Origin of the sequence: Pseudomonas sp. W2I6, from assembly GCF_030815935.1 — a bacterium.
Taxonomy (GTDB): domain Bacteria; phylum Pseudomonadota; class Gammaproteobacteria; order Pseudomonadales; family Pseudomonadaceae; genus Aquipseudomonas.
In genome coordinates this window covers 4,955,380-4,978,443 of record NZ_JAUSXJ010000001.1, presented here as the reverse complement: position 1 = coordinate 4,978,443, position 23,064 = coordinate 4,955,380, and the positions used below count along the sequence as shown (strand labels likewise).

General features: G+C 61.2%; 23 protein-coding genes. 16 read left to right on the top strand and 7 right to left on the bottom strand.

Going from position 1 to position 23,064, the window contains the following annotated elements; translation table 11 throughout:
• Positions 1-207 precede the first annotated feature (207 nt).
• From QF039_RS22935 to QF039_RS22920, 4 genes are all read left to right on the top strand, one after another.
• The gene (locus QF039_RS22935; protein WP_023659207.1) at positions 208-744 is read left to right on the top strand and encodes a sugar dehydrogenase complex small subunit; all 537 of its coding nucleotides are present in this window, start codon (positions 208-210) and stop codon (positions 742-744) included.
• A gap of 14 nt (positions 745-758) precedes the next feature.
• A complete protein-coding gene (locus tag QF039_RS22930) occupies positions 759-2,348 on the top strand; it encodes a GMC family oxidoreductase (protein WP_102369856.1) in 1,590 nt (529 codons plus the stop codon).
• Positions 2,349-2,351: 3 nt separating this feature from the next.
• A complete protein-coding gene (locus QF039_RS22925) occupies positions 2,352-3,794 on the top strand; it encodes a cytochrome c (protein WP_177040293.1) in 1,443 nt (480 codons plus the stop codon).
• A gap of 149 nt (positions 3,795-3,943) precedes the next feature.
• Entirely contained in the window at positions 3,944-5,029 is a 1,086-nt protein-coding gene (locus QF039_RS22920) for a pyridoxal phosphate-dependent aminotransferase (RefSeq protein ID WP_307520878.1), read from the top strand.
• Between the two features lie 122 nt (positions 5,030-5,151).
• On the opposite strand, the gene QF039_RS22915 is transcribed toward QF039_RS22920, so the two are convergent.
• The 4 genes from QF039_RS22915 to QF039_RS22900 all read right to left on the bottom strand — a co-directional run bounded on the left by QF039_RS22915 (position 5,152) and on the right by QF039_RS22900 (position 7,814).
• Positions 5,152-5,856, bottom strand: a complete 705-nt coding sequence (locus QF039_RS22915; protein WP_307520876.1) for a hypothetical protein — start codon at positions 5,854-5,856, stop codon at positions 5,152-5,154.
• Positions 5,857-5,958: 102 nt separating this feature from the next.
• The gene (locus tag QF039_RS22910) at positions 5,959-6,213 is read right to left on the bottom strand and encodes a Txe/YoeB family addiction module toxin (RefSeq protein ID WP_087692806.1); all 255 of its coding nucleotides are present in this window, start codon (positions 6,211-6,213) and stop codon (positions 5,959-5,961) included.
• Positions 6,210-6,464 (bottom strand): type II toxin-antitoxin system prevent-host-death family antitoxin, encoded by a 255-nt coding sequence (locus QF039_RS22905; protein ID WP_087692805.1) that lies wholly within the window; start codon positions 6,462-6,464, stop codon positions 6,210-6,212. Before QF039_RS22905 ends, QF039_RS22910 begins: the two co-directional genes overlap by 4 nt.
• 147 nt (positions 6,465-6,611) lie before the next feature.
• Positions 6,612-7,814 (bottom strand): pyridoxal phosphate-dependent aminotransferase, encoded by a 1,203-nt coding sequence (locus tag QF039_RS22900; protein WP_307520872.1) that lies wholly within the window; start codon positions 7,812-7,814, stop codon positions 6,612-6,614.
• Positions 7,815-8,037: 223 nt separating this feature from the next.
• Between QF039_RS22900 and QF039_RS22895 the strand changes: the two genes are divergently transcribed.
• A complete protein-coding gene (locus QF039_RS22895; RefSeq protein WP_307520870.1) occupies positions 8,038-10,062 on the top strand; it encodes a c-type cytochrome in 2,025 nt (674 codons plus the stop codon).
• Between the two features lie 142 nt (positions 10,063-10,204).
• On the opposite strand, the gene QF039_RS22890 is transcribed toward QF039_RS22895, so the two are convergent.
• Entirely contained in the window at positions 10,205-12,223 is a 2,019-nt protein-coding gene (locus QF039_RS22890; RefSeq protein ID WP_307520868.1) for a TonB-dependent receptor, read from the bottom strand.
• A 378-nt stretch (positions 12,224-12,601) separates the two neighbouring features.
• On the opposite strand from QF039_RS22890, the gene QF039_RS22885 reads away from it, so the two are divergent.
• Together QF039_RS22885 and QF039_RS22880 are read left to right on the top strand one after the other, a co-directional pair.
• Positions 12,602-12,838 carry a VF530 family DNA-binding protein gene (locus QF039_RS22885; RefSeq protein ID WP_003216406.1) on the top strand — a complete coding sequence of 79 codons (237 nt, stop codon included), beginning with the start codon at positions 12,602-12,604 and terminating at the stop codon, positions 12,836-12,838.
• Between the two features lies 1 nt (position 12,839).
• Entirely contained in the window at positions 12,840-13,481 is a 642-nt protein-coding gene (locus QF039_RS22880; RefSeq protein WP_307520865.1) for a Pr6Pr family membrane protein, read from the top strand.
• A gap of 71 nt (positions 13,482-13,552) precedes the next feature.
• On the opposite strand, the gene QF039_RS22875 is transcribed toward QF039_RS22880, so the two are convergent.
• Together QF039_RS22875 and QF039_RS22870 are read right to left on the bottom strand one after the other, a co-directional pair.
• Positions 13,553-14,302, bottom strand: coding sequence for a siderophore-interacting protein (locus QF039_RS22875; RefSeq protein ID WP_008435572.1), 750 nt, complete (start codon positions 14,300-14,302; stop codon positions 13,553-13,555).
• Entirely contained in the window at positions 14,299-14,847 is a 549-nt protein-coding gene (locus QF039_RS22870) for a PadR family transcriptional regulator (RefSeq protein ID WP_003216412.1), read from the bottom strand. Before QF039_RS22870 ends, QF039_RS22875 begins: the two co-directional genes overlap by 4 nt.
• A gap of 539 nt (positions 14,848-15,386) precedes the next feature.
• Here QF039_RS22870 and QF039_RS22865 point away from each other — a divergent pair.
• Genes QF039_RS22865 through QF039_RS22825 form a run of 9 tightly spaced genes read left to right on the top strand, consistent with a single transcriptional unit; the run spans position 15,387 to position 23,056 of the window.
• Positions 15,387-15,908, top strand: coding sequence for a fimbrial protein (locus QF039_RS22865; protein WP_023659208.1), 522 nt, complete (start codon positions 15,387-15,389; stop codon positions 15,906-15,908).
• Between the two features lie 51 nt (positions 15,909-15,959).
• Entirely contained in the window at positions 15,960-16,520 is a 561-nt protein-coding gene (locus QF039_RS22860) for a fimbrial protein (RefSeq protein ID WP_023659209.1), read from the top strand.
• Positions 16,521-16,536: 16 nt separating this feature from the next.
• Positions 16,537-19,149 carry an outer membrane usher protein gene (locus QF039_RS22855; RefSeq protein WP_307520859.1) on the top strand — a complete coding sequence of 871 codons (2,613 nt, stop codon included), beginning with the start codon at positions 16,537-16,539 and terminating at the stop codon, positions 19,147-19,149.
• Positions 19,146-19,898, top strand: a complete 753-nt coding sequence (locus tag QF039_RS22850; RefSeq protein WP_134327278.1) for a fimbria/pilus periplasmic chaperone — start codon at positions 19,146-19,148, stop codon at positions 19,896-19,898. The genes QF039_RS22855 and QF039_RS22850 overlap by 4 nt, the downstream gene beginning before the upstream one ends.
• 21 nt (positions 19,899-19,919) lie before the next feature.
• Positions 19,920-20,501, top strand: coding sequence for a fimbrial protein (locus tag QF039_RS22845; protein WP_003216422.1), 582 nt, complete (start codon positions 19,920-19,922; stop codon positions 20,499-20,501).
• 10 nt (positions 20,502-20,511) lie between these two features.
• On the top strand, positions 20,512-21,009 hold the full coding sequence (locus QF039_RS22840) for a fimbrial protein (protein ID WP_134327277.1): 498 nt from the start codon (positions 20,512-20,514) through the stop codon (positions 21,007-21,009).
• Positions 21,010-21,023: 14 nt separating this feature from the next.
• Positions 21,024-21,503, top strand: a complete 480-nt coding sequence (locus QF039_RS22835; RefSeq protein WP_003216426.1) for a fimbrial protein — start codon at positions 21,024-21,026, stop codon at positions 21,501-21,503.
• Positions 21,504-21,514: 11 nt separating this feature from the next.
• Positions 21,515-22,048, top strand: coding sequence for a fimbrial protein (locus QF039_RS22830; RefSeq protein ID WP_023659210.1), 534 nt, complete (start codon positions 21,515-21,517; stop codon positions 22,046-22,048).
• Between the two features lie 36 nt (positions 22,049-22,084).
• Complete coding sequence (locus QF039_RS22825; RefSeq protein WP_307520854.1) at positions 22,085-23,056, top strand: fimbrial protein; 972 nt, start codon at positions 22,085-22,087, stop codon at positions 23,054-23,056.
• Positions 23,057-23,064 lie beyond the last annotated feature (8 nt).

The window sequence follows — 23,064 nt, the reverse complement described above, 5'->3', positions numbered from 1 at the left end:
CGGTGTTTAAGCGGCTGTTATAGACGGTCGCGTTGTTGCTCATTCTCATCATTAACAAGCTGCACGACAGCTTGGCGTTCTCCTGGCAGTTATAAAAAGGGCTCTTAAAGTCCGTTCAACCTCCGTGAACGAAGTACTCAGCCTTTTGCAGTGAAGTCGAACTAGGCCCGTGCGCCGATAGTTGTTCGACTCATGAGGAGATATCCCGTGATAACCCGAAGAAAACTCCTGTATTCAGGCGCAGCCTTGACCGGTGCTGGCCTGTTTGCCCCGCTGTGGGCAGGTGCCGCGCTGGCGCAGGAAGTCAGCAGCGCCGCCAGCGACGACATTGAATCCTTCCGCCAACTGTCGATGTTCCTCCTCGAACGCTCGAACCTGGATGCCGCCTTGTCCTTGCGCATCCTGGCTCAGTGCACCCGGAACGACCCTGCATTCCCCGAGAAGATCAAAGCCTTGTGGAGCAAGGTTGGCCAGCATCACTTGCGCAACGTCGGCCAGTTGTCCGGCAGCCCGTTCTACGCCGACCCGGTGATCAAGGACACGACGCAGAAAATCGTCTCCGCCTGGTACCTGGGCTACACCGGCACGCCGGTGTCCCTGCGCGCCACCGACGGCACGCGCCTGGTCACCTTCACCGGCGCCCTGGCCTATGCGCCGACCGCGGACGCCACGGTGATCCCGACGTACTCCCGGGGAAAAACCAATTACTGGGTCAATCCTCCGGCCACGCTGGCCAACGACTAAGACAAGGCACTTTTATGAATCAGGATTTTGACGCCGATGTCATTGTGGTTGGCTCCGGCGCATTAGGCAGTAACGCGGCCTTTGAATTGGCCAAACTCGGCAAGTCGGTGATTATTCTGGAAGCGGGTGAACATATTCCCCGCTGGAAGATAGTCGAGAACTTCCGTAATTCGTCGAACAAGGGCAATTACAACTCACCCTATCCGAATGAACCGTGGGCCCATCATTCTTATGATGAGCAATACATCGAGAACACCGGTTCTTTCGAGTTCCGCCCCGGCATGTTGAAACTGGTGGGCGGTACCACCTGGCACTGGGCGGCAGCGTGCTGGCGTTACTTGCCCAACGATATGAAACTCAAGACGCTCTACGGCGTAGGTCGCGACTGGCCGCTGGAATACAGCGAGCTGGAACCCTATTACGTGCGTGCGGAAATTGCCCTGGGCGTATGCGGCAGTGACACCCAGGACCAGAGCGGGCAGGGCGGCGGCGCTTTCCCGCCACGCTCAAGCCCGTACCCGATGGCGCCGGAAGGTGATACCTACCTGTTCCAGCGCCTGCGCGAACGCATGGCACCGGCGGGGTATCACTTTATCCATGAGCCCAATGGCCGTGCCACTGAACCCTACGACGGGCGCCCGGCGTGCAGCGGCAACAACAACTGCATGCCGGTCTGCCCCATCGGCGCGATGTACAGCGGCGACGTGCACGCCCGCCATGCGGAACAGGCCGGCGCCAAGCTGATCACCGACGCCACCGCCTACAAGCTGGAAAAAGGCGCGGACGACAAGATCGTCGCGATCCATTACCGCAGCTCCACCGGCGCTGATGTGCGGCTCACTGCCAAGTACTTCATCGTTGCCGCCCACGGCCTGGAAACCCCCAAGCTGCTGCTGATTTCCGAGGTGGCCAACTCCTCCGACCAGGTCGGTCGCAACCTGATGGACCACACCGGCCAGGGCCTGCAATTTATCGCCGACGAGCCGTTGTGGCCGGGACGCGGCGCGGTGCAGCAGGGCGGGATTTTCAACCGCCGCGACGGCGAGTTCCGCAAGGAACGGGCGTCGGTCAAACACTCGATCTCCAACAACGTGCCGAACATTGCCGTGGCCAAGCGGCTGATCGCCCAGGGCGTGTACGGCAAGGAGCTGGACGAACGCATCCGCCACGATGCGGCGCGTTGGGTCGACGTCTCTACCGTGTATGAAACCCTGCCATTGCAGACCAACACCGTGCGCCCGAGCCGCACCCGCAAGGACGCCCTGGGCATTCCGATGCTGGTGGTCAACTACGAGGTGGGCGACTACGTGAAGGCGGCCAAGGCCGGCGTCACTGAAGACTATGCGCACTTCGTGCAGCTGATGGGCGGCACGGTGGTGGAAGACAACACCGGCTACCAGAACCGCGACCACCTGATGGGCACCGTGATCATGGGCGCCAACCCCAAGGATTCGGTGGTCAACCACGAGTGCCGCACCCACGACCACGCCAACCTGTTTCTCGCCACCACCGGGGTGATACCGGCCTCCGGCACCATCAACCCGACCCTGGCCGGCGTGGCGCTGAGTATCCGTATGGCCGACATCATTGCGCGGGAGGTCTAGGTCATGGGATTGCTTAAATTTCCATTGCTGGCCTTGCTGCTCACCGCGTTGCCGGTGTTTGCCGCTGAAGACACCGCCGCGCTGATCCAGAAAGGTGCGTATGTCGCCCGTGCCGGCGACTGCGAAGCCTGCCACCGTACCGCCGAGAATGGCGGCGCGCCGCTGGCCGGCGGGTATGTGATCGACTCGCCCATGGGCAAGATCATCTCCAGCAACATCACCCCGTCCAAGGCCTACGGCATCGGCGACTACACCGAGCAACAACTGGCGGACGCCTTGCGCAAAGGCATCAACGCCAAGGGCCAGCACCTGTACCCGGCGATGCCCTACACCTCTTACCAGGGCATGAGCGATGACGACATCCACGCCTTGTATGTGTACCTGCAACAGGGCGTCAAAGCCGTGGACCAGCCGGTGCCGGAAACGCACCTGGCGTTCCCGTTCAACATCCGCCAACTGATGTTCGGCTGGAACCTGGTGTTCCTCGACAGCCAGGGTTTCGTGCCCAAGCCCGGCGCCACCGAACAGACCAGCCGTGGCCAGTACCTGGTGGACAACCTCGCCCACTGCGGCGCCTGCCACACCCCACGTAATGCCTTGATGGCCGAGGACAACAGCCAGTACCTGGCCGGCGCCAAACTGGGGGGCTGGGTTGCGCCCAACATCACCTCCGACAAGGTCAGTGGCCTCGGCGACTGGAGCGAGGACGACCTGGTCAACTTCCTGAAAAACGGTCACCTCGCCGACAAGGCCCAAGCCGCGGGCGGCATGGCCGAAGCCGTGGAAAACAGCTTCCGCTACCTCAGCGACAGCGACCTGCATGCCATGGCCGCCTACCTGCACAGTGTGCCGCCGATCCGCGATCCCGGGCAAACCGAGCGGGTGGTGCGTGACGTCAAGCCGGTGGACATGAGCACCCTGGAAACCGGCCAGGGCGATCAAGCCTCACTGGCCGACGCCACCGGACTGGATGGCGCACGCCTTTACAACTCGGCCTGCTCCAGCTGCCACGGCCGCGATGGCCAGGGCTCGGCTGACAAGTTCTACCCGTCCCTGAGCCTCAACACCGCGCTCAACGGTAACCAGGCCAACAACCTGGTGATGGCGATCATCGCGGGCATCGACCGCAAAGGTGCCGACGGCGCCGTGAGCATGCCGGCCCTGGGCGGTGACCTGAACGACGCGCAAATCGCTGCCATCGCCAACTACAGCCTGCAAACCTTCGGCAACCCGGCGCTGAGCGTCAGTTCCGAAGAAGTCACCAGCCTGCGTCGCGGTGGGGATGCGCCGTTGTTGATCACGGCCATGCCGTACCTGCTGTGGGGCGGTGGCCTGGTGGTGCTGGTGCTGATCATTGTGCTGTTGCTGTGGCGCCGTCACCACCAACACCTGCGGGCAGTGGAGGCCAAGCGGATCGCGTTGAACCGGCGTTTTCATTCCAACTAGCCGGAAACGCAAAAGCCCCGCCTTCGGTATGAAGTGCGGGGCTTTTTGTTGGTTGGGTAAATCACCGGCTGTTTTCCTCGTCATACCCAATTGCAGGAACGGGGGCGAATCCCGCACCTGAAGCTGCGAGCCGACAAGGAGAGGTCTTCATGGTCAACGTGAGTCGTCGTTCCCTGATCGCACTGGGCGCGGCCTTGCCGTTGCTGGGTCGCCTGGACTGGGCTGAGGCAAGCCCCGCCGTGGCGGCGCCCGAGGTGCTGCTCAACTACAACGAAAGCCCCTACGGGCCCTCGCCGGCTGCGCGGCAGGCCATGCAGCGCGGCATCGCCACCTCGGGGCGCTACCCGTACCCGGACATGTACGCGCTGGTCGAACAGTTTGCCAAACAGCAGGGCATTCTGGAGGAACAGGTGGCGGTGTTCGCCGGCTCCATGGCCGCGTTGCGCTACGCGGTGCTGGCGTTTACCAGCGAAACCCGCAGCCTGGTGATGGCCACGCCTTCCTACGAAGTTCCGCGCCAGGCAGCCGAGTCGTGCAAGGCCAGGGTGCATGAAGTGGACCTCAACGCCGATCACGCCCATGACCTTCCCGCCATGCTCACCGTTGACCGCCAGCCCGGCCTGATCTACCTCTGCAACCCAAACAATCCCACCGGCACCCTCACACCCGCCAAGGCCATCGAACAGGCACTGGCGCGCAAACCCCAGGGCAGCATTTTGCTGGTGGACGAGGCCTACATCGACTTCAGTGACGCACCCAGTTGTGTGGCGTGGGTCAAGGACCATGATGACTTGCTGGTGCTGCGCACGTTCTCGAAAATCTATGGCCTGGCCGGCGCACGCCTGGGGCTTGCGATCGGTCATCCGCAGCTGCTGGAAAAACTGGCGGTGTTTGGCGGGGACAACGTGCCGGCGGCCGCCAGCCTGCTCGCCGCCCGCGCCAGCCTTGCGGATGCGCAACTGGTGCCGGCGCGCAAGGCGCTCAATACCCGGTTGCGGGATGAGACGGTGGCCTGGCTAAAAAACCGCGGATTCACCTGCACGGCGTCTCACAGCAACTGTTTCATGATTGATGTGCGCCGTCCGGCGGAACAGGTCATCGAGCGGCTGGGCGAGCAGGGCGTGAAGATAGGGCGCGTGTGGCAAAACTGGCCGCAGTGGGTGCGGGTCACCGTGGGGAATGCTGATGAGATGCAGCGGTTTCGCGAGGTGTTTGCGGCTCAAGTCGTAGGCTGAATTCGCTGCGACGCAGGTCAAATGTGGGAGCGGGCTTGCTCGCGAAAGCGGAGTGTCAGTCAATGCATACGTGACTGACCCACCGTCTTCGCGAGCAAGCCCGCTCCCACATTTAGATCGAGTTACTGCTGGGCGATGCTGTAGCCCTCAAACGCTGTCTGCTGCTGCAGCGCGGTGATGATGCTTTTACGCGTCAGTGGCTGCTCGGCGCCCGAGTTATCCACAAAGGTTTCAACTTCCAGTTCCGCCTCGTCACCTTCACCGACAAAGGTAAAGCCGAGGAATTCAAACGCCTCACGGTCGACGTTCGGCTTGGAGCGCGGCGAACGCAGCGGCAGGGTGACGCTGATGCCGTCCTTGCTGATGGCGAACACTTCCATTTCCTTCTTCGGGCGGGAAGCCTTGCCTTTGCCGGCGCTCGGATTGCTGATGGCCTGGTGGGTCTGGTTCAGTACCTTGAGGGCCAGGCCGTAGACCAGCTCCTGGAACTCCGGGTCGTCCTTGAAGCTGGACAGGATGCGGCTGATGGAGAACTTGGTGTTGAGGTCTTCGAGGGCGGCGTTGTCGGCGGCTTCGGCGTCCTTGAGCTGCTTGAGCTCGCCCATCAGGTCGTAGGCCTTGTCGTCGTCGAAGGCGTCGTGGGCCTGGCGGATGGCCACGCGCAGCTCGCGGATCTGGTCGCTTTCCTTGGAGGTGTGGAACGCGTCCAGCACCATTTCACTGATGGTCTTGGCCGCCGGCACGTGCTGTGAAAGATTGATGGCGTTTTCGTATTCAGCTTTGGACTGCAAGGCGACTACGGATTCTTCGGTGCGGGAATCGGACATTGAAATTTCACTACTTCAGTAAACGGGGAGACGGGAAAAGCGTCGCGCATTTTCAGCGGGGAGGGGGATCAGGTCAAGGCAGGATCCTGACGGTAAATGGCGTCAATAGTGATAGCGACACATGAGGATCTGTATTTCACCCTCCTCAATCCCGTACACCAGACGATGTTCCGCTGTGATTCGCCTGGACCAGAAACCACTGAGGTTATGTTTGAGTGGTTCTGGTTTGCCAACGCCGTCAAAAGGATCACGCTGGATCGATTTGATCAGTAAGTTGATGCGTTTGAGCCCAGCTTTGTCGTTTTGTTGAAACCAGAGGTAGTCGTCCCAGCCTTCAGGCGTAAAGAGTATTTTCATTCTTCAATCAACTGCCTCGGCTTGGCCTTTCCGGCTCGCAGGCTGTTGATCGATTTGATCAAGCGTTCCGCGTTGTTGGGAGAGCGCAGCAGATAGGCCGTCTCTTCAAGAGCGTTGAACTCTGAGAGAGAGATCATGACCACCGGTTCACCTTTTTGCCGGGTCACCAACAGAGGGGCACGATCTTCGTTTACCCGATCCATCGTGTCCGAGAGATGGGCCCGTGCATGGGTGTAGTTGATAGTTTCCATAATTGAGTCCTCGCTTAATGGCTGAAACGTACAGAAATACGTACAGGTCATCAAGGGGCATCTTACCAACGGTTGATTTAACCGAGGCGCTTGCCCATTTCGAAGGCGCGTTTTCCGTAGCCCAATTCCTGGTACAGCCGCTACCTGTTATCGGTCATCACGTAAAGGCGCGGCGTCGGCCCCAAGCCCTTCGACGAAGCCGGCAATGCGCTGGCAAGCCTCCCTGAGGGTGTCATCGGCAACGGTAAACGAAACCCGCACAAACCCTTCGGCGCTGGCGCCAAACGCCTGGGCGTCAAGCACCGATACGCCGGTCTGGCGATACAGTTGCCAGGCGAATTCCCGGCCGGTGAGCCCGGTGCGGCGTACGTCCACCAGCATGAACATGCCCGCCTGGGGGACTCGGCAGTCCAGCTCGCTGATCGCACTCAACGCGTTCACCACCAGGTCACGCCGGCGCCGATACACCGCGCGGGCATCGCTGACCACGGCCTCATCCAGTTCCAGTGCCTTGAGCGCCGCCGCCTGGATAAACCCTGGCAGGCCGTAAATCATGCACAGCAGCAAGTTCTCCAGATGGCTGATCAACGTGGGCGGGCCGGCCACCCAGCCAACCCGCCAGCCGGTCATGGCGTGGCTTTTCGACAGGCTGTTGAGCACCACCGTGCGCTCGGCCATGCCGGGCAACGCGCTGATGCTCAGGTGTTGATCGTCATAAATGAGCTGCCCATACACTTCATCGCAAATCACCCACAGGTCGTGGGCGCGTGCCACTTCCGCGACGGCTTCCAGCTCTTCGCGGCAGTAGACGTTGCCGGTGGGGTTGCACGGTGTAGCGAGGGCGATGCCCCGGGTCTTGTCGGTAATCGCGGCTTGCAGCGCGGTACGGGTCAGGCGAAAGCCGTTGGCGGCCGGTTGTTCGACGGTTCTAATGCGTGCCCCCGAGGCTTGGACACAGGCCTCGTAGGTCAGGTACATCGGCTCTGGCACCAGCACTTCATCGCCGTGGCTGAACAGGCACAAGCAGGCCGCGAACAGGCCATTCTGCGCGCCGGCGACCAGGGCGATATTGTCGGCGTGCACCGCAATCCCTTGCAGCAGGCTCTGCCGGGCCGCGATGGCTTCCCGCAGTTCCGGGCGGCCGAGCACAGGGGTGTAGTGGGTGTCGCCGGCGCGCAGGGCGTCCACGGCGGTTTCACAGATCGCGCTGTGTGTGGCGAAATCCGGGTCGCCGACACTGAGCACAATCACGTCTTCGCCCCGCAGTTGGGCTTCGGCGGCGGCGTAGTGAATATCCCAGGCACTGACGGATTCGCCGCCAATGCGCCCCACAAAGGGTGAATAACGCATCCTTGCTCTCCTCGCCGGCATCGATGCCCGCGTCAATTAGTCAATTTCAGTTCCACTGTAGAACATGCCGCCTGATCCACATCAAGGGCTGCGCGCAAAAAGTCCGCTACAACGAAGCTGGGGCCGACCATGCCCCGGTTATCTGCCTGATGACCCAATAAAAACGATTGCAGACCTGCGCCGAGGGGACCGCCCCAGGCCGGGTTATTAAAGGAATAGTGCGATGATTTTTCCCCTGTCACGTCTGGGCCTTGTGGGGGTGGTGCTGTGCCTTTCCCTTCCCCTGCACGCCAACGAAGCCGACCCCACGCTGATCGAACAGGGCAAATACGTTGCCCAACTGGGCGACTGCATCGCCTGCCACACCGCCAGGCAAGGCGCGCAAATGGCCGGCGGGCTTGAACTGGGCACGCCAATGGGCACGATCTACTCGAGCAACATCACCCCGGACCGTGACACCGGCATCGGCCAGTACACCTTCGAGCAGTTCGACCGGGTGATGCGTGAAGGCGTGACGCCGGCCGGGCAGAACCTGTACCCGGCGATGCCTTACCCGTCCTACGCGAAGATGAGCGAAGGCGACATGCGCGCCTTGTTCGCCTACCTGATGCAGGGCGTGGAGGCGGTGAACAAACCCAACCTGGACGCCGAGATGGGCTTCCCGTTCAACCAGCGCTGGGGCCTGGCGTTGTGGAATTTGGCGTTTCTCGACAAGCAACCATTCGTGCCGGACCCGGCGAAGGATGACGTGCTTAACCGTGGCGCCTACCTCGTCCAGGGCCTGGGCCACTGCGGCTCGTGCCACACCCCGCGCGGCATCGCCTTCCAGGAAAAAGCCATGAGCGACGCGGGCCGCAGTGGCCGGCATTACCTGGCCGGTGAGACTGTCGAGCACTGGCGCGCCTTGAGCCTGCGCAACCTGTGGACGGTGGACGACACCGTGCAATTGCTCAAGACCGGGCAGAACCGCTTTGCCACGGTCGCGGGCAACATGGCGGATGTGATTCATCACAGTACCCAACACTTCACCGATGCCGATTTGACCGCCATCGCGACGTATCTCAAATCCCTGCCGCCGGGCAAGGACGACCTGCCGATGCCCGCCGTGGCCCACGAACCCGCCGCACCGCCCAAGGACTTGTTCACCAGCCGTGGTGGCCTTGGTTACATGCAGTTTTGCAGTGACTGCCACCGTAGCGATGGCGGCGGGGTGAAAGGGCTGTTCCCGCCGTTGGCCGGCAACCCGAGCGTTGCCTCGAACAACCCGACGTCACTGCTGCACATCACCCTCACCGGTTGGGAAACCGCCGAGACCGCAGCCCATCCACGGGTCTACACCATGCCTGGGTTTGCGCGGTTGGCGGATCAGGAAATCGCTGAAATCCTCAGCTTCGTGCGCAGCCGTTGGGGCAACGAAGGCACGCCTGTCACGGCTGCCCAAGTGAAGAAAATGCGCGGCCAGCTCAACCCGGTCACCACCGACTCGTCAGCGTTTGAAACCCCACGCCTGGCCGAATTGTTGGCGGCGCCGAATGCCGATCAGGTGGTACGCGGCATGCGCCTGCACCTGCAGACCAAGGAACTGCTGCCCAATAACGTGGGCAACTCGCTGAACTGCACCAGCTGCCATCTCAACGCCGGCACTGTGGCGGATGGTTCGCCGTTTGTGGGCGTCTCGGCATTTTTCCCGAGCTATGCGCCGCGTGCGGGCAAGGTGGTGAGCCTGGAAGAGCGGATCAACGGCTGCTTCCGTCGCTCGATGAATGGCAAGCCGTTGCCAGCGGAATCGGCGGATATGCAGGCGATGGTGGCGTACTTCGACTGGATGAAAAACAACACCAGGCCCGAAGACAAAGTCGCCGGGCGCGGGGCGGGCAAGGTCGACCCGGCGATCAAGCCGGATATGCAGAATGGCAGGCAGGTGTACGCCCGGCAATGCGCGGTGTGCCATGGCGACAATGGCCAAGGGTTGACGCGGGCGGATGGCGAGTTGGTGTACCCGCCGTTGTGGGGCGAGCAGTCGTTCAACATCGGGGCGGGGATGGCGCGGCTGTACACGGCGGCGGCGTTCGTCAAACGCAACATGCCAATCGGTTTCCACGAGAAATTCCCGTTGGGGCAGGGCGGGTTGTCGGATCAGGAGGCGGTGGATGTGGCAGCGTACTTCTCCCAACAACCTCGTCCGGATTTCCCGGACAAAGTGAAGGACTGGCCGAAGGGGGGTAAGCCCGTGGATGCGCGGTACTAACCCCACAACCTGTTCGAAGTGGGCACAGTCAATGTGGGAGCGGGCTTGCTCGCGAAGACGGTGAGTCAGTCACCCATGTATTGACTGACACTCCGCTTTCGCGAGCAAGCCCGCTCCCACAATTTTAACCGAGTGCAGTCAGTTAGAAGGTGGTGCGCAACCCAACCTGCACACTTCGACCCGGCGCCGGGGCGATGTCCCGCAGGATCGAACTGGCGTAGCGCACGGTCTGGTTCGTCAGGTTCTCGCCGTTGACGAACGCCAGCCACTGGCTGCCGCCGACATTGAAGCGGTAGCCGGCGCTGGCGCCCAGGGTGGTGTAGCCGTCGGTGCCGCTTTCGTTGTCCGGCACCCGGCCCTGGCCCGCCGCGTGTTCAACGTCGATCCGCGCCTGCCAGCGATCCAGGTCCCACAAGAGGCCGCTGTTCAAACGCAACGGCGCAATGCGGGGCAACGCTTCACCCGTGTCCAGGTTGGTTGCACGGGTGTAGTCGCCCGACAGTTCCAGCGCAAACTTGCCGTAGGCACCTTCCCCCAGCTTGATGTGATCCTGGGCTTCAAAGCCTGCGAAACGCGCACGCACACCGGAATATTTGTACTCAGGGATGCCGCCGGCGTCTTCCTCGCCTTCGTCATTCAAGGTGCGACCGCTGCCCAGCAGGCCGATGTAGTTGGAGAAGTGGCTGTAGAACACGCCGAAGCTGCCCTTGTGGGTGCCGTTGTCGAAGCGCAGTGCCAGGTCGCTGGACACGGCTTTTTCTTTCGACAGGTTGGCGTCGCCCAGTTCATAGGTGCCGGTGGCGACGTGAGCGCCGTTGGCATACAGCTCGTAGAAGGTCGGGGCACGTTCGGTGTAGCCGAGGGTGGCGGCCAGGGACCAGATCGGCGTGAGGGTGTACACCGCGCCGGACGACAGGCTGCCGGCGGTGAAGTCGGCGGATTTGTCGGCATTGGCGAAGCGTGCGTTGCCTTTGCCGTCCGGGTCGACGTTAGTGTGTTCCAGGCGCCCGCCGAGGCTCAGCTTGAGGCGCTCGGTGGCCTGCATTTCTTCGAGGATAAACAGCGCGCCGGCGTTGGTATCGGTCTGCGGCACGAAGGCTTCTTCACCCAGGGCCGAGAATTCATTGCGACTGACTTGGGCACCCACCACGCCGTTGAACGGCCCGATCGGCAAGTGTCGCGCTTCCACCCGGGCTTCGTAGCCCTTGTTCTTGAAGGTGGTGCCGGTCTCGCCGCCTTCGATTTCCATGTGCTTGTAGTCGGTATAGCCGGCGTCGAGTTTGACCGAGGTGAACGGGCCTTGCAGGTTGCGGATTTCGGACGCAAAGGCGTAGTGATCCTGCTTCATGCGGATGCGTACGTCCTGCTCGGCCGGGGAGCCGTAGTTGCTGTCGTAGTTGCTGTAGGACAGCCCGGCGTAACCGTCGTCCCAGGTGTAGGAACCGCCGACTGCACCACCGTCCTGGCGTCCGTCGCTGTTGCCGAGGCGACCGTTCTTGCCTTCACCGTCGTCGCTTGGCGGTGCATGGCGGCTGCGGGCAAAGCCGGGGATTTTCAGGTCGTTGAATTCCCGCGCGCTGGCGTCCAGGTGCAAGGCGAAAGTGCCGTTGCCGGCTTCCAGTTTGCCGGCGCTGCTGCGGGTGGTGTCGGCGCCGCCGTAGCGCAATTCACCGGCACCGTGAATGCCTTCGATGGCTTCGGTGGGGATGCGGTTGTCGAAGGTATTGACCACGCCGCCGATGGCGCTGCCGCCATAGAGCAGGGCGGCCGGGCCACGCACGATTTCGATGCGGTCGACGTTGACCGGGTCCAGCGGCACCGCGTGGTCATAGGACAGCGACGAGGCATCCAGCGCGCCCACACCATTGCGCAGGAGGCGAATGCGGTCACCATCCTGGCCACGAATGATCGGCCGGCTGGCCCCCGGGCCGAAGTACGACGACGACACACCGGGCTGCTTGTTCAGGGTTTCACCCAGGCTGCCTTTTTGTTGCAGGGTCAGGTCATCGCCTTCCAGCACGGTGGTGGGCGAGGCGAGGGTTTCGCTGCCCAGCGGGTTGCCGGTGATGACTTGGGGTTGCAGTTCCAGGGCGTTGGCCTGGGAGGTGATCAACAGGGCGGCGGCCAGCGGGGTGAGGCGCCAGAGAGAAGAGAGGGACATCGGTCGTTCCTTGGCAAACGGCAAAAAGAGAAGGCTGAAAACGGTAAGGGATTCGATACCCTTTGATAGTTATCGTTACAATATAACATTACTTTTTTCCCTGCCAAGGGGAACTTTCCCAAACCCCGCTCGATCACTCCCACGCTGATCGTTCCCACGCTCTGCGTGGAAATGCATGCCGTGACGCTCTGCGTCACCATTGCGCAGGGTTAAAACTTGCGTCGACCGAGGGACGCAGAGCGTCCAATTCGGCATTCCCATGCAGGGCGTGGGAACGATCGAACAGTGGCCTATAGTGAAGGCAACGCTTCCACCCGCACGGCCCGTCCGCTAAGGTGCGCGGCTTCGTTTTCTTCTTTTCTGCACAAAAGGCCCGGCATGACCGCGACAAACAAAGACCCACTGCACGGCGTCACCCTGGAACAGGTCCTCACCGCGCTGGTGGCGCATTACCAATGGGAAGGCCTGGCCGAGCGCATCAACATCCGCTGTTTTTCCAGTGACCCGAGCATCAAGTCGAGCCTGTCGTTCCTGCGCAAGACCCCGTGGGCGCGGGAGAAGGTCGAAGGTTTGTACGTGAAGTTGATGCGCACCAAGCGACCGGTCGAGGACTGAGGTGAAACGTCACCTTATCGGCCTCGCAGCCCTCGGCGGTTGGGCCGGCCTGGCGCTGCAGCAGTACATCATTTTCTACTTCCGCTGGGTCGATGGCGCCAGCCTGTTGCCGGGCCTGGTGAATTTCTTCAGCTTCTTCACCGTGCTCACCAACACCCTGGTGGCGGTGGTGTTGACCCATGCGTGGGTGCAACGGCCAACCGCGGCGAGCCGGTTCTTCCTCGGGCCCGTAGTCAGCAGCGGGATTGCCGTGAGCATTGTCGTGGTCAGCCTCGCCTACAGCCTGTTGTTGCGCCACATGTGGCAGCCTGCGGGGGTGCAGTTTGTAGCGGACGAGTTGCTGCACGACGTGATGCCGTTGGTGTTTGTCGCGTATTGGTGGTGGTGCGTGCCCAAGGGCAGCCTGCGCCTCAAACACATCGGGCTGTGGGTGATTTACCCGGTGGTGTACTTCGCCTATGCGTTGTTGCGCGGGTATGTGTGGGGGCTGTATCAGTACCCGTTCATTAACGTGGACACTCTGGGTTATCCACAGGTGTTCATCAATGCCGGGGGAATTCTGGTGGGGTTTGTGATGATTGCTCTGGGGGTGGTGGGGCTGGATAAAATCTGTAGGAGCGAGCTTGCTCGCGAAGAACGTTAACGATAACGCAGTGTGTCTGGTTTGACGCGGCGCTCTCAGGTTCTTCGCGAGCAAGCTCGCTCCTACAGGGATCACTGTTGCCAGTAACCCACGGCCTTGAGGAATGCCTCATTGACGTTGTGTGTGTCCAGCAGCACCCGCCGTACCTGGCGCGACAGCTTGCTCTCGGTGGCGACGAAGCTGTACAGCGAACCGCCCGGCAGCGTCAGGTTCTGCACCGTCTCGAGCAGGTCATCCTGGCCGCGCACCACCCAGATCACTTCCACTTCGGCAGCGCTGGCCAGCGGCTGCTGTTCCGCCGCATTGGCGATCTCGATCACCGCCAATACCTTGCGCCCCGCCGGTAATTCGTCCAGGCGCCGGGCAATCGCCGGGATCGCGGTTTCATCGCCGATCAACAGGTAGCTGTCGAAGATATCCGGCACGATCATCGAGCCACGCGGCCCACCGATATGCAGGTGCTGGCCGACCTTGGCCTGCTCGGCCCAGGTGGAGGCAGGGCCATCGCCATGCAGCACGAAGTCGATGTCCAGCTCGCCGATGTCCAGGTCGTACCGGCGTGGGGTGTAGTCGCGCATGGCGGGTTGCGGGCCGTCGCCGCGCAGGTTGAAGTCGGGGCTGTCCAGCGCCGCTTGTTCGGCGGCGTTCTGTGGGAACAGCAGCTTGATGTGATCGTCACTGCCCAGGCTGATAAAGCCCGCCAGTTCCGGCCCGCCCAGGGTGATGCGGCGCATGCGCGGGGTGATGTCGACCACCCGCAGGACTTCGAGGCGGCGGCGTTTGATTTCGTGGGTCACGCGGTGGATGGCTTGGGTATTCATTGAGCTTTCCCGTCGGCAATGGCTTGGGCGGTGCTGTTGAGCAGCGCCGCGACACGAACGATTTCTTCCGGGCTCCAGCGCCCGTGGTGCGAATGCAAGGCGTGGCGCAGGTTATGCACCGCCTCGTGGATTTCCGGCGGACGGTCCTGGCCCCGCAGCGAACGTTTGCTCACATCCATGCGCATGCGAATGCCTTCGAGGGCAACCGCCTGTTCGCTTAAGAAGAGACGACCGGCGTCGGTGATTGTGTAGCGTTTTTTTCCGTCTTCGGCGTCGCCGGTAATCAATTCGCTTTCTTCGAGAAAGGTCAGCGTGGGGTAGATCACGCCGGGGCTGGGGCTGTAGGCGCCGTCGAACAGGGTCTCGATCCGGCGAATCAGGTCGTAGCCATGGCACGGCTGTTCGGCGATCAGCGCCGGCAGCAGCAGTTTCAGGTCGCCGGGCGCGAAGACCCGTGGGCCACGGCCGCCGCGCTCGCGGCCTGGACGTTTGTCGAAGCCGTCGCGGCTGTCACCGGGGTCGCGGTGTGAATGATGGTCTCTCATTTCGGGTGCTCTCGTTTGGTTTAGATACAACGTAAGATATATCTTATTGCCGCCGCAACCTCGGCAGACGAACGGTCATCTCGCGTCTTGTGAGACGGGACTCGAAACGGGCCGATCAGCGCACTGACCCTTTCGACATATTCGCCAACTTGTTAGTTGGCGTGCCCCAGTAATTACTGTTGTTTTTTATAATATGTAATCCTATTCTTACGGACTTGTTCTGCACTAAATCATTCTCGTTAAGTTGATGTAGTCCGTTTCTTACGGTTGATTCAAAAGTTTTGGCAAAGTGCCATAATTTTCCTATGTGTCTTGGTGTGACAAGGCTACGTGAATAAGCGAATCGACCGGCTTTCATATTCAAAATCGAAATGGATAATTGCCCGGCCTCGAACGAACTCCTGAATTGCAATACAAGTAATTGGAAAGCATCCAATTTCCATTGCTTCGGGAAATTGTTCTGGCGCTGGGTTAATTAAGTCCTGTGCGCAACTAAGCCAGGATTTCGTTTTGATTTTTAATACATGTGAGCTCTGCAAATGAAGACTAAAGTAAAAGCTGCGCTGTTGACTGTCGGCCTGTTGGCGGGTTCGATCTCTGTTGCTAATGCGGCGGACGGGACGATTACATTTACCGGTTCGGTCCATTCGGGTGCTTGCTCTATCAAGCCTGAGTCTGTGGATCAGTCAGTTGCACTTGGCGCTATTGCAAAGCATCAGTTGCAATCCGGCGGCAAGTCCACCGCCCGCCCCGTGGCGATCGAGCTTGAAGGGTGCGACCTGTCTGGCCTCACCGATAACACCGTGACCACTACCTTCACCGGTGCACCGTCCAGCGTTGTGCCTGGCGGCATCGGCACGGTCGGCAGCGCGGGCGGCATCGGCATCATGATGACCCACGGCGGCAAAGCGATTGAGCTGGGCGTGCCAACCACTCCGCAGGCCATTGTTGCCGGTAATAACACCCTGCAGTTCGGCGCCTACGTACAAGGCCAGGCGACAGGCGACATCGTTCCTGGTGATTTCAGCGCAGTCACCAACTTCACCTTGGCTTATCAGTAAGTGTTTCCCCCGCCACCACTGGTGGCGGGGGAAAACTGGCGGGAGATCAAGGTGAAAACATTCATAAGTCTCGCTATTGCCTCTTCATTGACGTTGTTCATCAGCCCTTGTGATGCCGCGCAGACGCGTGTGCAAGGCGATGGGCTCGTCACGCTGGGAGGCGAGATCATCGACTCGGCCTGCGGGCTGGAAGCGGTCACTGCCGATCAGACCATCGACATGCCTCCCGAACCCATCGGCCGCCTGTTGCGAGAGGGCGCGGGGCAAATGCAGCCGTTCCAGCTACGGCTGGTCAACTGCACCGTGACGCGTCCCGACCCGCTGCGCCCCGGCGAAACGCTGCCGGACTGGGAGCATCTTCGCGTGACGTTCGACGGGCCCAGCGATATGGGCGGGCGCACCTTTGCGGCCTTTGGGGCCTCGCAGGGGGTTGCTTTCCATATTGAGGACGCCGCTGGCCAGGTGAGTGTGCCGGGAGTGCCGATGGCGCTGCTGCCGGTGGTTGATGGCGACATGACACTTCATTACAGGCTCCGCCTGGTGGGCAACGGAGTGCCGCTGTTGGCAGGGGCTCACCGCGCGGCAGTGCGGTTCAAGTTGGAATACTTTTGAAGATTGAGTTGCGTGTATGTTGAATACGTCGAAAGTCATGAATACGCTGCGCCCCAGCCTCTTTGGCGGGTTGATATCACTGGCTGGAACTGCAATGGGCGCCGGGGATATTGAGTTTAATACCGACGTTCTTGATCTGATTGATCGCTCCAATATTGACCTGTCTCAGTTTGCACGCAGTGGGTTTATCTTGCCTGGCACCTACTCGATGGTGGTCCAGCTCAATACCCAACCTATATCTGAACAATCGGTGGCGTTCTTTGCCCCCGATGATGATCCCAAAGGCAGTGTGCCCTGTTTATCGCGCGAGCTTGTCGAGCAACTGGGCCTCAAGGCGTCCGGTGCTGACCAGCTGAAGTGGTGGAAGGGCGGGCAGTGCCTGGATGTCATGGGCTTGCCCGGCATGGAGGTCAGTGCCGACCTGGGCACGTCCACCCTGGACATCAACCTTCCCCAGGCCTACCTGGAATACAGCGCCATCAACTGGGACCCGCCGTCACGTTGGGACGAGGGGGTGCCGGGGCTGCTGGTCGACTACAACATGACGGCGCAGTCCAGCTACCGCAAAGGTGACGGTACGCGCAATGACCTCAGCGGTAACGGCACACTCGGGGCCAATGCCGGGGCCTGGCGCCTGCGGGCGGATTGGCAAGGGCGTGTCGAGAAAGACCGCGAGGCGCAGGCCAGCCGGCAAAAACTGGAGTGGAGCCGCTATTACGCATATCGCGCCATTCCTGCGCTGAAGGCACGCCTGGTGTTGGGCGAGGACTACCTCTATTCGGACCTGTTCGACAGCTTCCGCTTTACCGGTGCCGGGCTCAAGTCAGACGAAAGCCAGCTGCCGCCCAACCTGCGGGGCTATGCACCGGAAGTGGTCGGGGTGGCCAAGACCAATGCAAAGGTTGTCATCAGCCAGCAGGGGCGTGTGCTCTATGAAACGCTGGTGGCGGCAGGCCCTTTTCGGATCCAGGACCTTAACGACGCCGTGTCCGGCACGCTGGATGTGCGGGTCGAGGAGCAGGACGGTTCGGTACAGAAATTCCAGCTCGATACGGCAGGCGTTCCCTACCTGACGCGTCCCGGGCAGGTTCGTTACAAGCTGTCTGCCGGGCGACCGTCCAACCTGCAGTACCACTCCCATGGTGACTTTTTCGGCACCGGCGAGTTTTCCTGGGGAATCAGCAATGGTTGGTCGCTGCTGGGCGGTGCGATAACGGATAACAACTACCGTGCGCTGTCGGTGGGGGCGGGGCGGGATTTGCTGGCGTTCGGGGCCGTTTCCCTGGACGTCACCCAGTCTCGCGCCAGCCTGTGGAACCAGACACTTTCGGGCAAATCCTACCGCCTTCAATATTCCAAGAACTTTGAAGAGTACGACAGCCAGGTCACCTTCGCCGGTTACCGGTTCTCCGAGAAGAACTACTTGAGCATGAGCCAATACCTGGATGCTCGGCACTATGGGCTGAACGGTGAATTGGGTGGGCGCGGCGTGTTCGATGAAGACGGTAACTTCATTGAACACTGGAAACCCATTGGCGGTAACAAGGCGCTGTATACGGTCACGGTGAACAAACAGTTCCGCGATCTGAACACCACGGTGTATGCCAGCTACAACAAACAAACCTATTGGAACCGGCCGGACACCCAGCGCTGGAACCTGTCGGCGTCTCGTTACTTCAACGTGGGCTCTGTCAGGAACATGAGCCTGTCGCTGAATTTATATCGCACCCATGAATACCAATATAAGGACAACGGAGCAGCGCTGACGGTCAGCCTGCCATTGGGACCCACCGGCACCCTGTCGATGGATGCCAACAGGGCCGGCGGCAAAAACAGCTTTACCACACGCTACGCCGATCGCCTGGATGAACGTAACAGCTACCAGGTCAGTGCCAGCGACACCTCGGCCAGCGGCTACCTGAGCCATATTGGTGACCAGGCCGACATCGACCTCAGCGCCACGACGCAACAAGGCAATAACCGCACCCTCAGCGCATCCGTGCGTGGCGGCGGCACGCTCACGCCTTACGGCGGGGCGCTGCATCGAACCACCAGTACCGGCGGAACCCGGCTGCTGGTCGATACCGCCGGTGTGCCCGATGTGCCCGTGCGGGGCTACGGCACGCCGACCCGCAGCAACGCGTTCGGCAAGGCGGTCATCTCCGACATCACCAGCTACCAGCGTACGGCGGCCAGTGTTGACCTGGAGAAATTGCCCAGCGATGTCGAGGCCACTCAATCCGTGACGCAACTAACCCTCACCGAGGGGGCCATTGGCTACCGATCCCTGGAAGTGATTTCCGGCCAGAAGGCCATGGCGGTTCTTCGCCTGCCGGATGGCAGCGCACCGCCCTTCGGCGCCACGGTGAAAAACCGCAAGCAGCAGGACACCGGGGTGGTGAATGACGGCGGGGATGTCTACCTGAGCGGCATTCAGGCCGGCGAGCAGATGATCGTCAGCTGGGGCGGCACCGAGCGTTGCGTCCTGACGCTGCCTGTCGAGTTGCCAACGGATGCGTTCACCGATGCCCTGCAACTGCGCTGCCAGAGGGTAGCCGTCGATCAAGCCTCACCCGAGCCAGCCAGCCTGACCGGCCAGCGAAACACTATGGAGAACCCATCCTCATGAAACACCACATACGTTTTACCTACGCACTGCTGCTGACGGTCTTGAGCCAGAGCGCCAACGCCGCTGTCGGCCTGGACCGTACCCGCGTGATTTTCGACGGTGGCAAAGACGCAACCAGCGTCAACATCACCAACAACAACCCCCAGTTGCCGTACCTGGCCCAGGGCTGGATCGAGGATGAAGAGGGCAACAAGATCACCTCGCCGTTGATCGTGCTGCCACCGGTCCAACGCCTGGAGCCCGGCAAGCAGAGCCAGGTAAAAGTCCAGGCGTTGCCGGCCGCCAAATCGCTGCCCCAGGATCGGGAGACGGTCTACTACTTCAACCTGCGGGAAATTCCGCCGCGCAGCGACAAGCCCAACACCCTGCAAATCGCCCTGCAAACCCGGATCAAATTGTTTTACCGGCCGCAGGCAATTACCCCCACCCAGCAGGACCTGTCCAACCCATGGCAGGAAAAGCTGACCCTTACCCGGCAAGGCGATCACTACCAGGTGAATAACCCCACGCCTTACTACGTGACCCTGGTGGATGCGCGCAGCAGCAAGGACGGCAAGACCATACCGGGCTTCGAGCCGGTGATGGTCCCGCCCAAAGGCACGCAGGCCCTGGGGCCGACTGCCAAGGAGCTCGGCACCACCCCCTATTTGTCCTACGTGAATGATTACGGTGGCCGTCCGCTGCTGGCGTTCACCTGCAGTGGCGAGACATGCAAGGTGAACACGCAACTGTCTGTGGCCAATCAGTAGTGCCTGCTGCCGGAGAACGTCATGAAGTTGCACACAGTGAAGGTCTTGGGCGGTCTGTTGCTGGCCCTGATGGGGCCGGCGCACGCCGCGGATGACGAGGATGTGGAGGGCATGGTCGGGATGCTCAACATTCTCGGGTCCATGCATGAAACCCCCTGCAGCCTGGAGATGGCATCCCTGCACCAGACGATCGACCTGGGCCCGGTGTCGGCCAGCCAGTTGCAACGGCCGGGTGACCAGGCGACCTCCGTGGCCTTTCAACTGCTGTTCGAGGATTGCCGGCGCACCGCCGGCCGCATCGCCAGTGAACGCACGGGGAACCTGACATGGAGTGCTTATCAACCGGTGCTCTCGGTGGCGTTCATCGCACCAGCCGATGCCGATGATTCACGGCTGGTCAAGGTGCAAGGCATCACCGGGATGGGCCTGCGCCTGACCGATTCCCAGGGGCGCGATGTACAGCTGGGTTCAAGGGGGGAGCCATTGTTCTTGCCCTTGGGCCGCAACACGCAGACCTGGAACGTCCAGCCCACGCGCACCCCGGCACCCCTGACCAGCGGTGCATTCCGGGCCGTGGTGGATTTCAGGCTCAATTATGAGTAAGGGCAGAACAATGACCAGGTTAACCGGCCCGTGGGCCATTTTTATCGGTGCGGGACTGCTGTGGGTGGTCAGCCAGGGCGTGCAGGCCGATACCAACCTGACGATCCGCGCGACCATCATTGCACCTCCACCGTGCGTGATTAACAGCGGCGGCACACTGAATGTGCCGTTCGGCAATGACCTGCTGACGTCACGGATTGATGGCGTGAATTATCGACGGGACGTGCCGTATACCGTCACCTGCAGTCCTCCCGTTTACAGCAACGCGATGACCCTGGAACTCAAGGGCGCGGCAGCCGGGTTTGATAACAAAGTGCTCTCGACCCCCAAGACCGACCTGGGGGTCAAGCTCTTCGCCAATGGGGCGGACTGGCCGCTGAACACGCCGCTCAGGTTTACCCATCCGACCTTTCCGGTCGTGCAGGCGGTGCCGGTCAAGCGCGCAGGCAGCACGCTGACGGGCGGGGCATTTGCGACCGCCGCCACCCTCGTGATCGAGTACCAATAATGAGGAAACGATCAATGAAATGTTGGCCACAGCGAACGTTGCTCGGCTTGTGTTGCTTCGGCTTTTTCAGTGCTGCGTCGGCCAACCTGACGTTCAACGGAACGCTGAACGAGCCGCCGCCCTGCACGATTGATTCGGGCAGCACGATTGAAGTCGATTTCGGGGATGTCGGCACCAAGCGTGTCGATGGCGTGAAATATCGCAGGGCCGTCGGCTACACCATCCGCTGCGGCGCCTCCACGCTGCCGTGGCTGTTGAAGTTGAGCGTCAAGGGCGCAGAGACAAGCTTTGATAACGCGGCCCTGCAGACCACTGCGCCTGACCTGGGCATTCGGCTGTATCAGAACAACGCGCCGTTTCGCCTCAACACGCCGCTGGACATCAGCCTGGCGGCACCGCCGACCTTGGAAGTGGTGCCGGTCAAACGGCCGGGTTCGGTCCTGAAGGCCCAAGGGTTCACGGCGGTGGCCACGCTGTTGGCTGAATACCAGTAGGAGTCGAGTGTATGCGACACGCAATGATTCATAAGGGCCTGGCCCTGCTGCTGACCTTCGGCCTGGCGGCCACGGCGCAGGCGGTGGACAACCTGAGGTTCAAGGGCAACCTGGTGGAACAGGCCTGCACCATCCGCCCGGGCGATGAAGCCATCACCCTGGAGCTGTGGGACCTGACCAGCAAGCACCTCTACATCAACACACGCTCAGTGGGCAAACGTTTCACCCTGCACCTGGATGACTGCAATACCACCATCAGCGACTCGGTGACCATCCTGTTCAACGGTGCGGAAAACCGCGCGCTGCCCGGTTTATTCGCGCTGGATGGTGGCAGCGGTGCCTCAGGTATCGGGCTGGGCCTGGAGACACTGAGCGACAAGCCGGTGCCGGTGAACAAGGTCGGCGACGAACAGAAATTGAGCCCCGGCAACAACGTCATCCTGCTCAAGGCCTATGTGCAGGGTGAGCCGGATGCCCTGCGGGACAAGACCATCGGGCACGGCAGCTACCGTGTGACTTCGACGTTTACGCTGGATTATCCGTAACGCTAAACCGTTATGCATGGGATGAAAGAGAACAACATGAAACGACTATTTGGAGCCGTTGTGCTGCTTGCCCTGGCTGGCATTACGACGACCGTGAAAGCGGCTGATTGCCGGGTCAATGGCGGCAATTGGCAACGGGTGAGCATTGGCGGGACGTTGAACCTGCAGGTTCCGGTGAATGTGCGACTGGAGGTGAATGAGCCGCGCATTCTCCTGTCCGGGGTGAGGATCGAATGCCGGTTTGAACCGGACAGCTATACCCCGGATGGACGGCAGGATTACTGGGCCACCGGGACGAGGATCGGCCCGGCCTGGTCGCCTGGTCCGAAGTTCGTCAACCAGACGACCGGCTTGCGTATCAATGGCAGTTATTGGAACACGCCTATCCAGGCGGGTATCAGGATTGCGACCATGCCTAACAATACGTCTCCGATCCCGGTCGATGTCATCCCCTATATCTTGATCCGCAATAATCCGACAAACCCCATCGACATTCGAATCGGTGACAATCTCGGCGTGTTGCGCCTCGACCAGACCAACAACTATGACTCCAGCGCCACGAGCCTGCAGCTTACGTACATTGCCAACAACGACTTCACCATCTCCCCGTCGTCGTGCACGATCAACAATAACCAACCGATCGAAATCAACTTCGGCAACGTGCACCAGAGGGCGATAGGCACCGACCCCGTATCAACCACCGTTCGTACCGATCGCACGCTCACCTACCGGTGCCCGGACCCGGGGATTACCACGCCGATCACTATTACCTACAAAGGCACGCCGTCCTCGTTCAACGCCAATGCGCTGGTGATGAGCAATCCGAACGTGGGCACGGCCCTTGTCCGTCAGGGGACTGCGGTTCGAGTCAACGGCTCATTCCTGACCCGCATCACCAACAGTTCCGGGAGCGACGTTGTAACGTTCGCCCTGGTCAAGCAGGCGGGGTCCCTGCCTGTCGAGGGGCCGTTGAACGGCAGCGGCGTATTGGTAATGGGTGTGCCATGACACACCCA

Coding starts and splice junctions, on each gene's coding strand:
- QF039_RS22900 (WP_307520872.1), bottom strand. CDS start 7,814: ATGCGTTATTCACCCTTTGTGGGGCGCATTGGCGGCGAATCCGTCAGT.
- QF039_RS22885 (WP_003216406.1), top strand. CDS start 12,602: ATGACCGCGACAAACAAAGACCCACTGCACGGCGTCACCCTGGAACAG.
- QF039_RS22925 (WP_177040293.1), top strand. CDS start 2,352: ATGGGATTGCTTAAATTTCCATTGCTGGCCTTGCTGCTCACCGCGTTG.
- QF039_RS22855 (WP_307520859.1), top strand. CDS start 16,537: ATGTTGAATACGTCGAAAGTCATGAATACGCTGCGCCCCAGCCTCTTT.
- QF039_RS22890 (WP_307520868.1), bottom strand. CDS start 12,223: ATGTCCCTCTCTTCTCTCTGGCGCCTCACCCCGCTGGCCGCCGCCCTG.
- QF039_RS22845 (WP_003216422.1), top strand. CDS start 19,920: ATGAAGTTGCACACAGTGAAGGTCTTGGGCGGTCTGTTGCTGGCCCTG.
- QF039_RS22915 (WP_307520876.1), bottom strand. CDS start 5,856: ATGTCCGATTCCCGCACCGAAGAATCCGTAGTCGCCTTGCAGTCCAAA.
- QF039_RS22850 (WP_134327278.1), top strand. CDS start 19,146: ATGAAACACCACATACGTTTTACCTACGCACTGCTGCTGACGGTCTTG.
- QF039_RS22870 (WP_003216412.1), bottom strand. CDS start 14,847: ATGAGAGACCATCATTCACACCGCGACCCCGGTGACAGCCGCGACGGC.
- QF039_RS22865 (WP_023659208.1), top strand. CDS start 15,387: ATGAAGACTAAAGTAAAAGCTGCGCTGTTGACTGTCGGCCTGTTGGCG.
- QF039_RS22825 (WP_307520854.1), top strand. CDS start 22,085: ATGAAACGACTATTTGGAGCCGTTGTGCTGCTTGCCCTGGCTGGCATT.
- QF039_RS22895 (WP_307520870.1), top strand. CDS start 8,038: ATGATTTTTCCCCTGTCACGTCTGGGCCTTGTGGGGGTGGTGCTGTGC.
- QF039_RS22875 (WP_008435572.1), bottom strand. CDS start 14,302: ATGAATACCCAAGCCATCCACCGCGTGACCCACGAAATCAAACGCCGC.
- QF039_RS22910 (WP_087692806.1), bottom strand. CDS start 6,213: ATGAAAATACTCTTTACGCCTGAAGGCTGGGACGACTACCTCTGGTTT.
- QF039_RS22830 (WP_023659210.1), top strand. CDS start 21,515: ATGCGACACGCAATGATTCATAAGGGCCTGGCCCTGCTGCTGACCTTC.
- QF039_RS22835 (WP_003216426.1), top strand. CDS start 21,024: ATGAAATGTTGGCCACAGCGAACGTTGCTCGGCTTGTGTTGCTTCGGC.
- QF039_RS22930 (WP_102369856.1), top strand. CDS start 759: ATGAATCAGGATTTTGACGCCGATGTCATTGTGGTTGGCTCCGGCGCA.
- QF039_RS22905 (WP_087692805.1), bottom strand. CDS start 6,464: ATGGAAACTATCAACTACACCCATGCACGGGCCCATCTCTCGGACACG.
- QF039_RS22840 (WP_134327277.1), top strand. CDS start 20,512: ATGACCAGGTTAACCGGCCCGTGGGCCATTTTTATCGGTGCGGGACTG.
- QF039_RS22920 (WP_307520878.1), top strand. CDS start 3,944: ATGGTCAACGTGAGTCGTCGTTCCCTGATCGCACTGGGCGCGGCCTTG.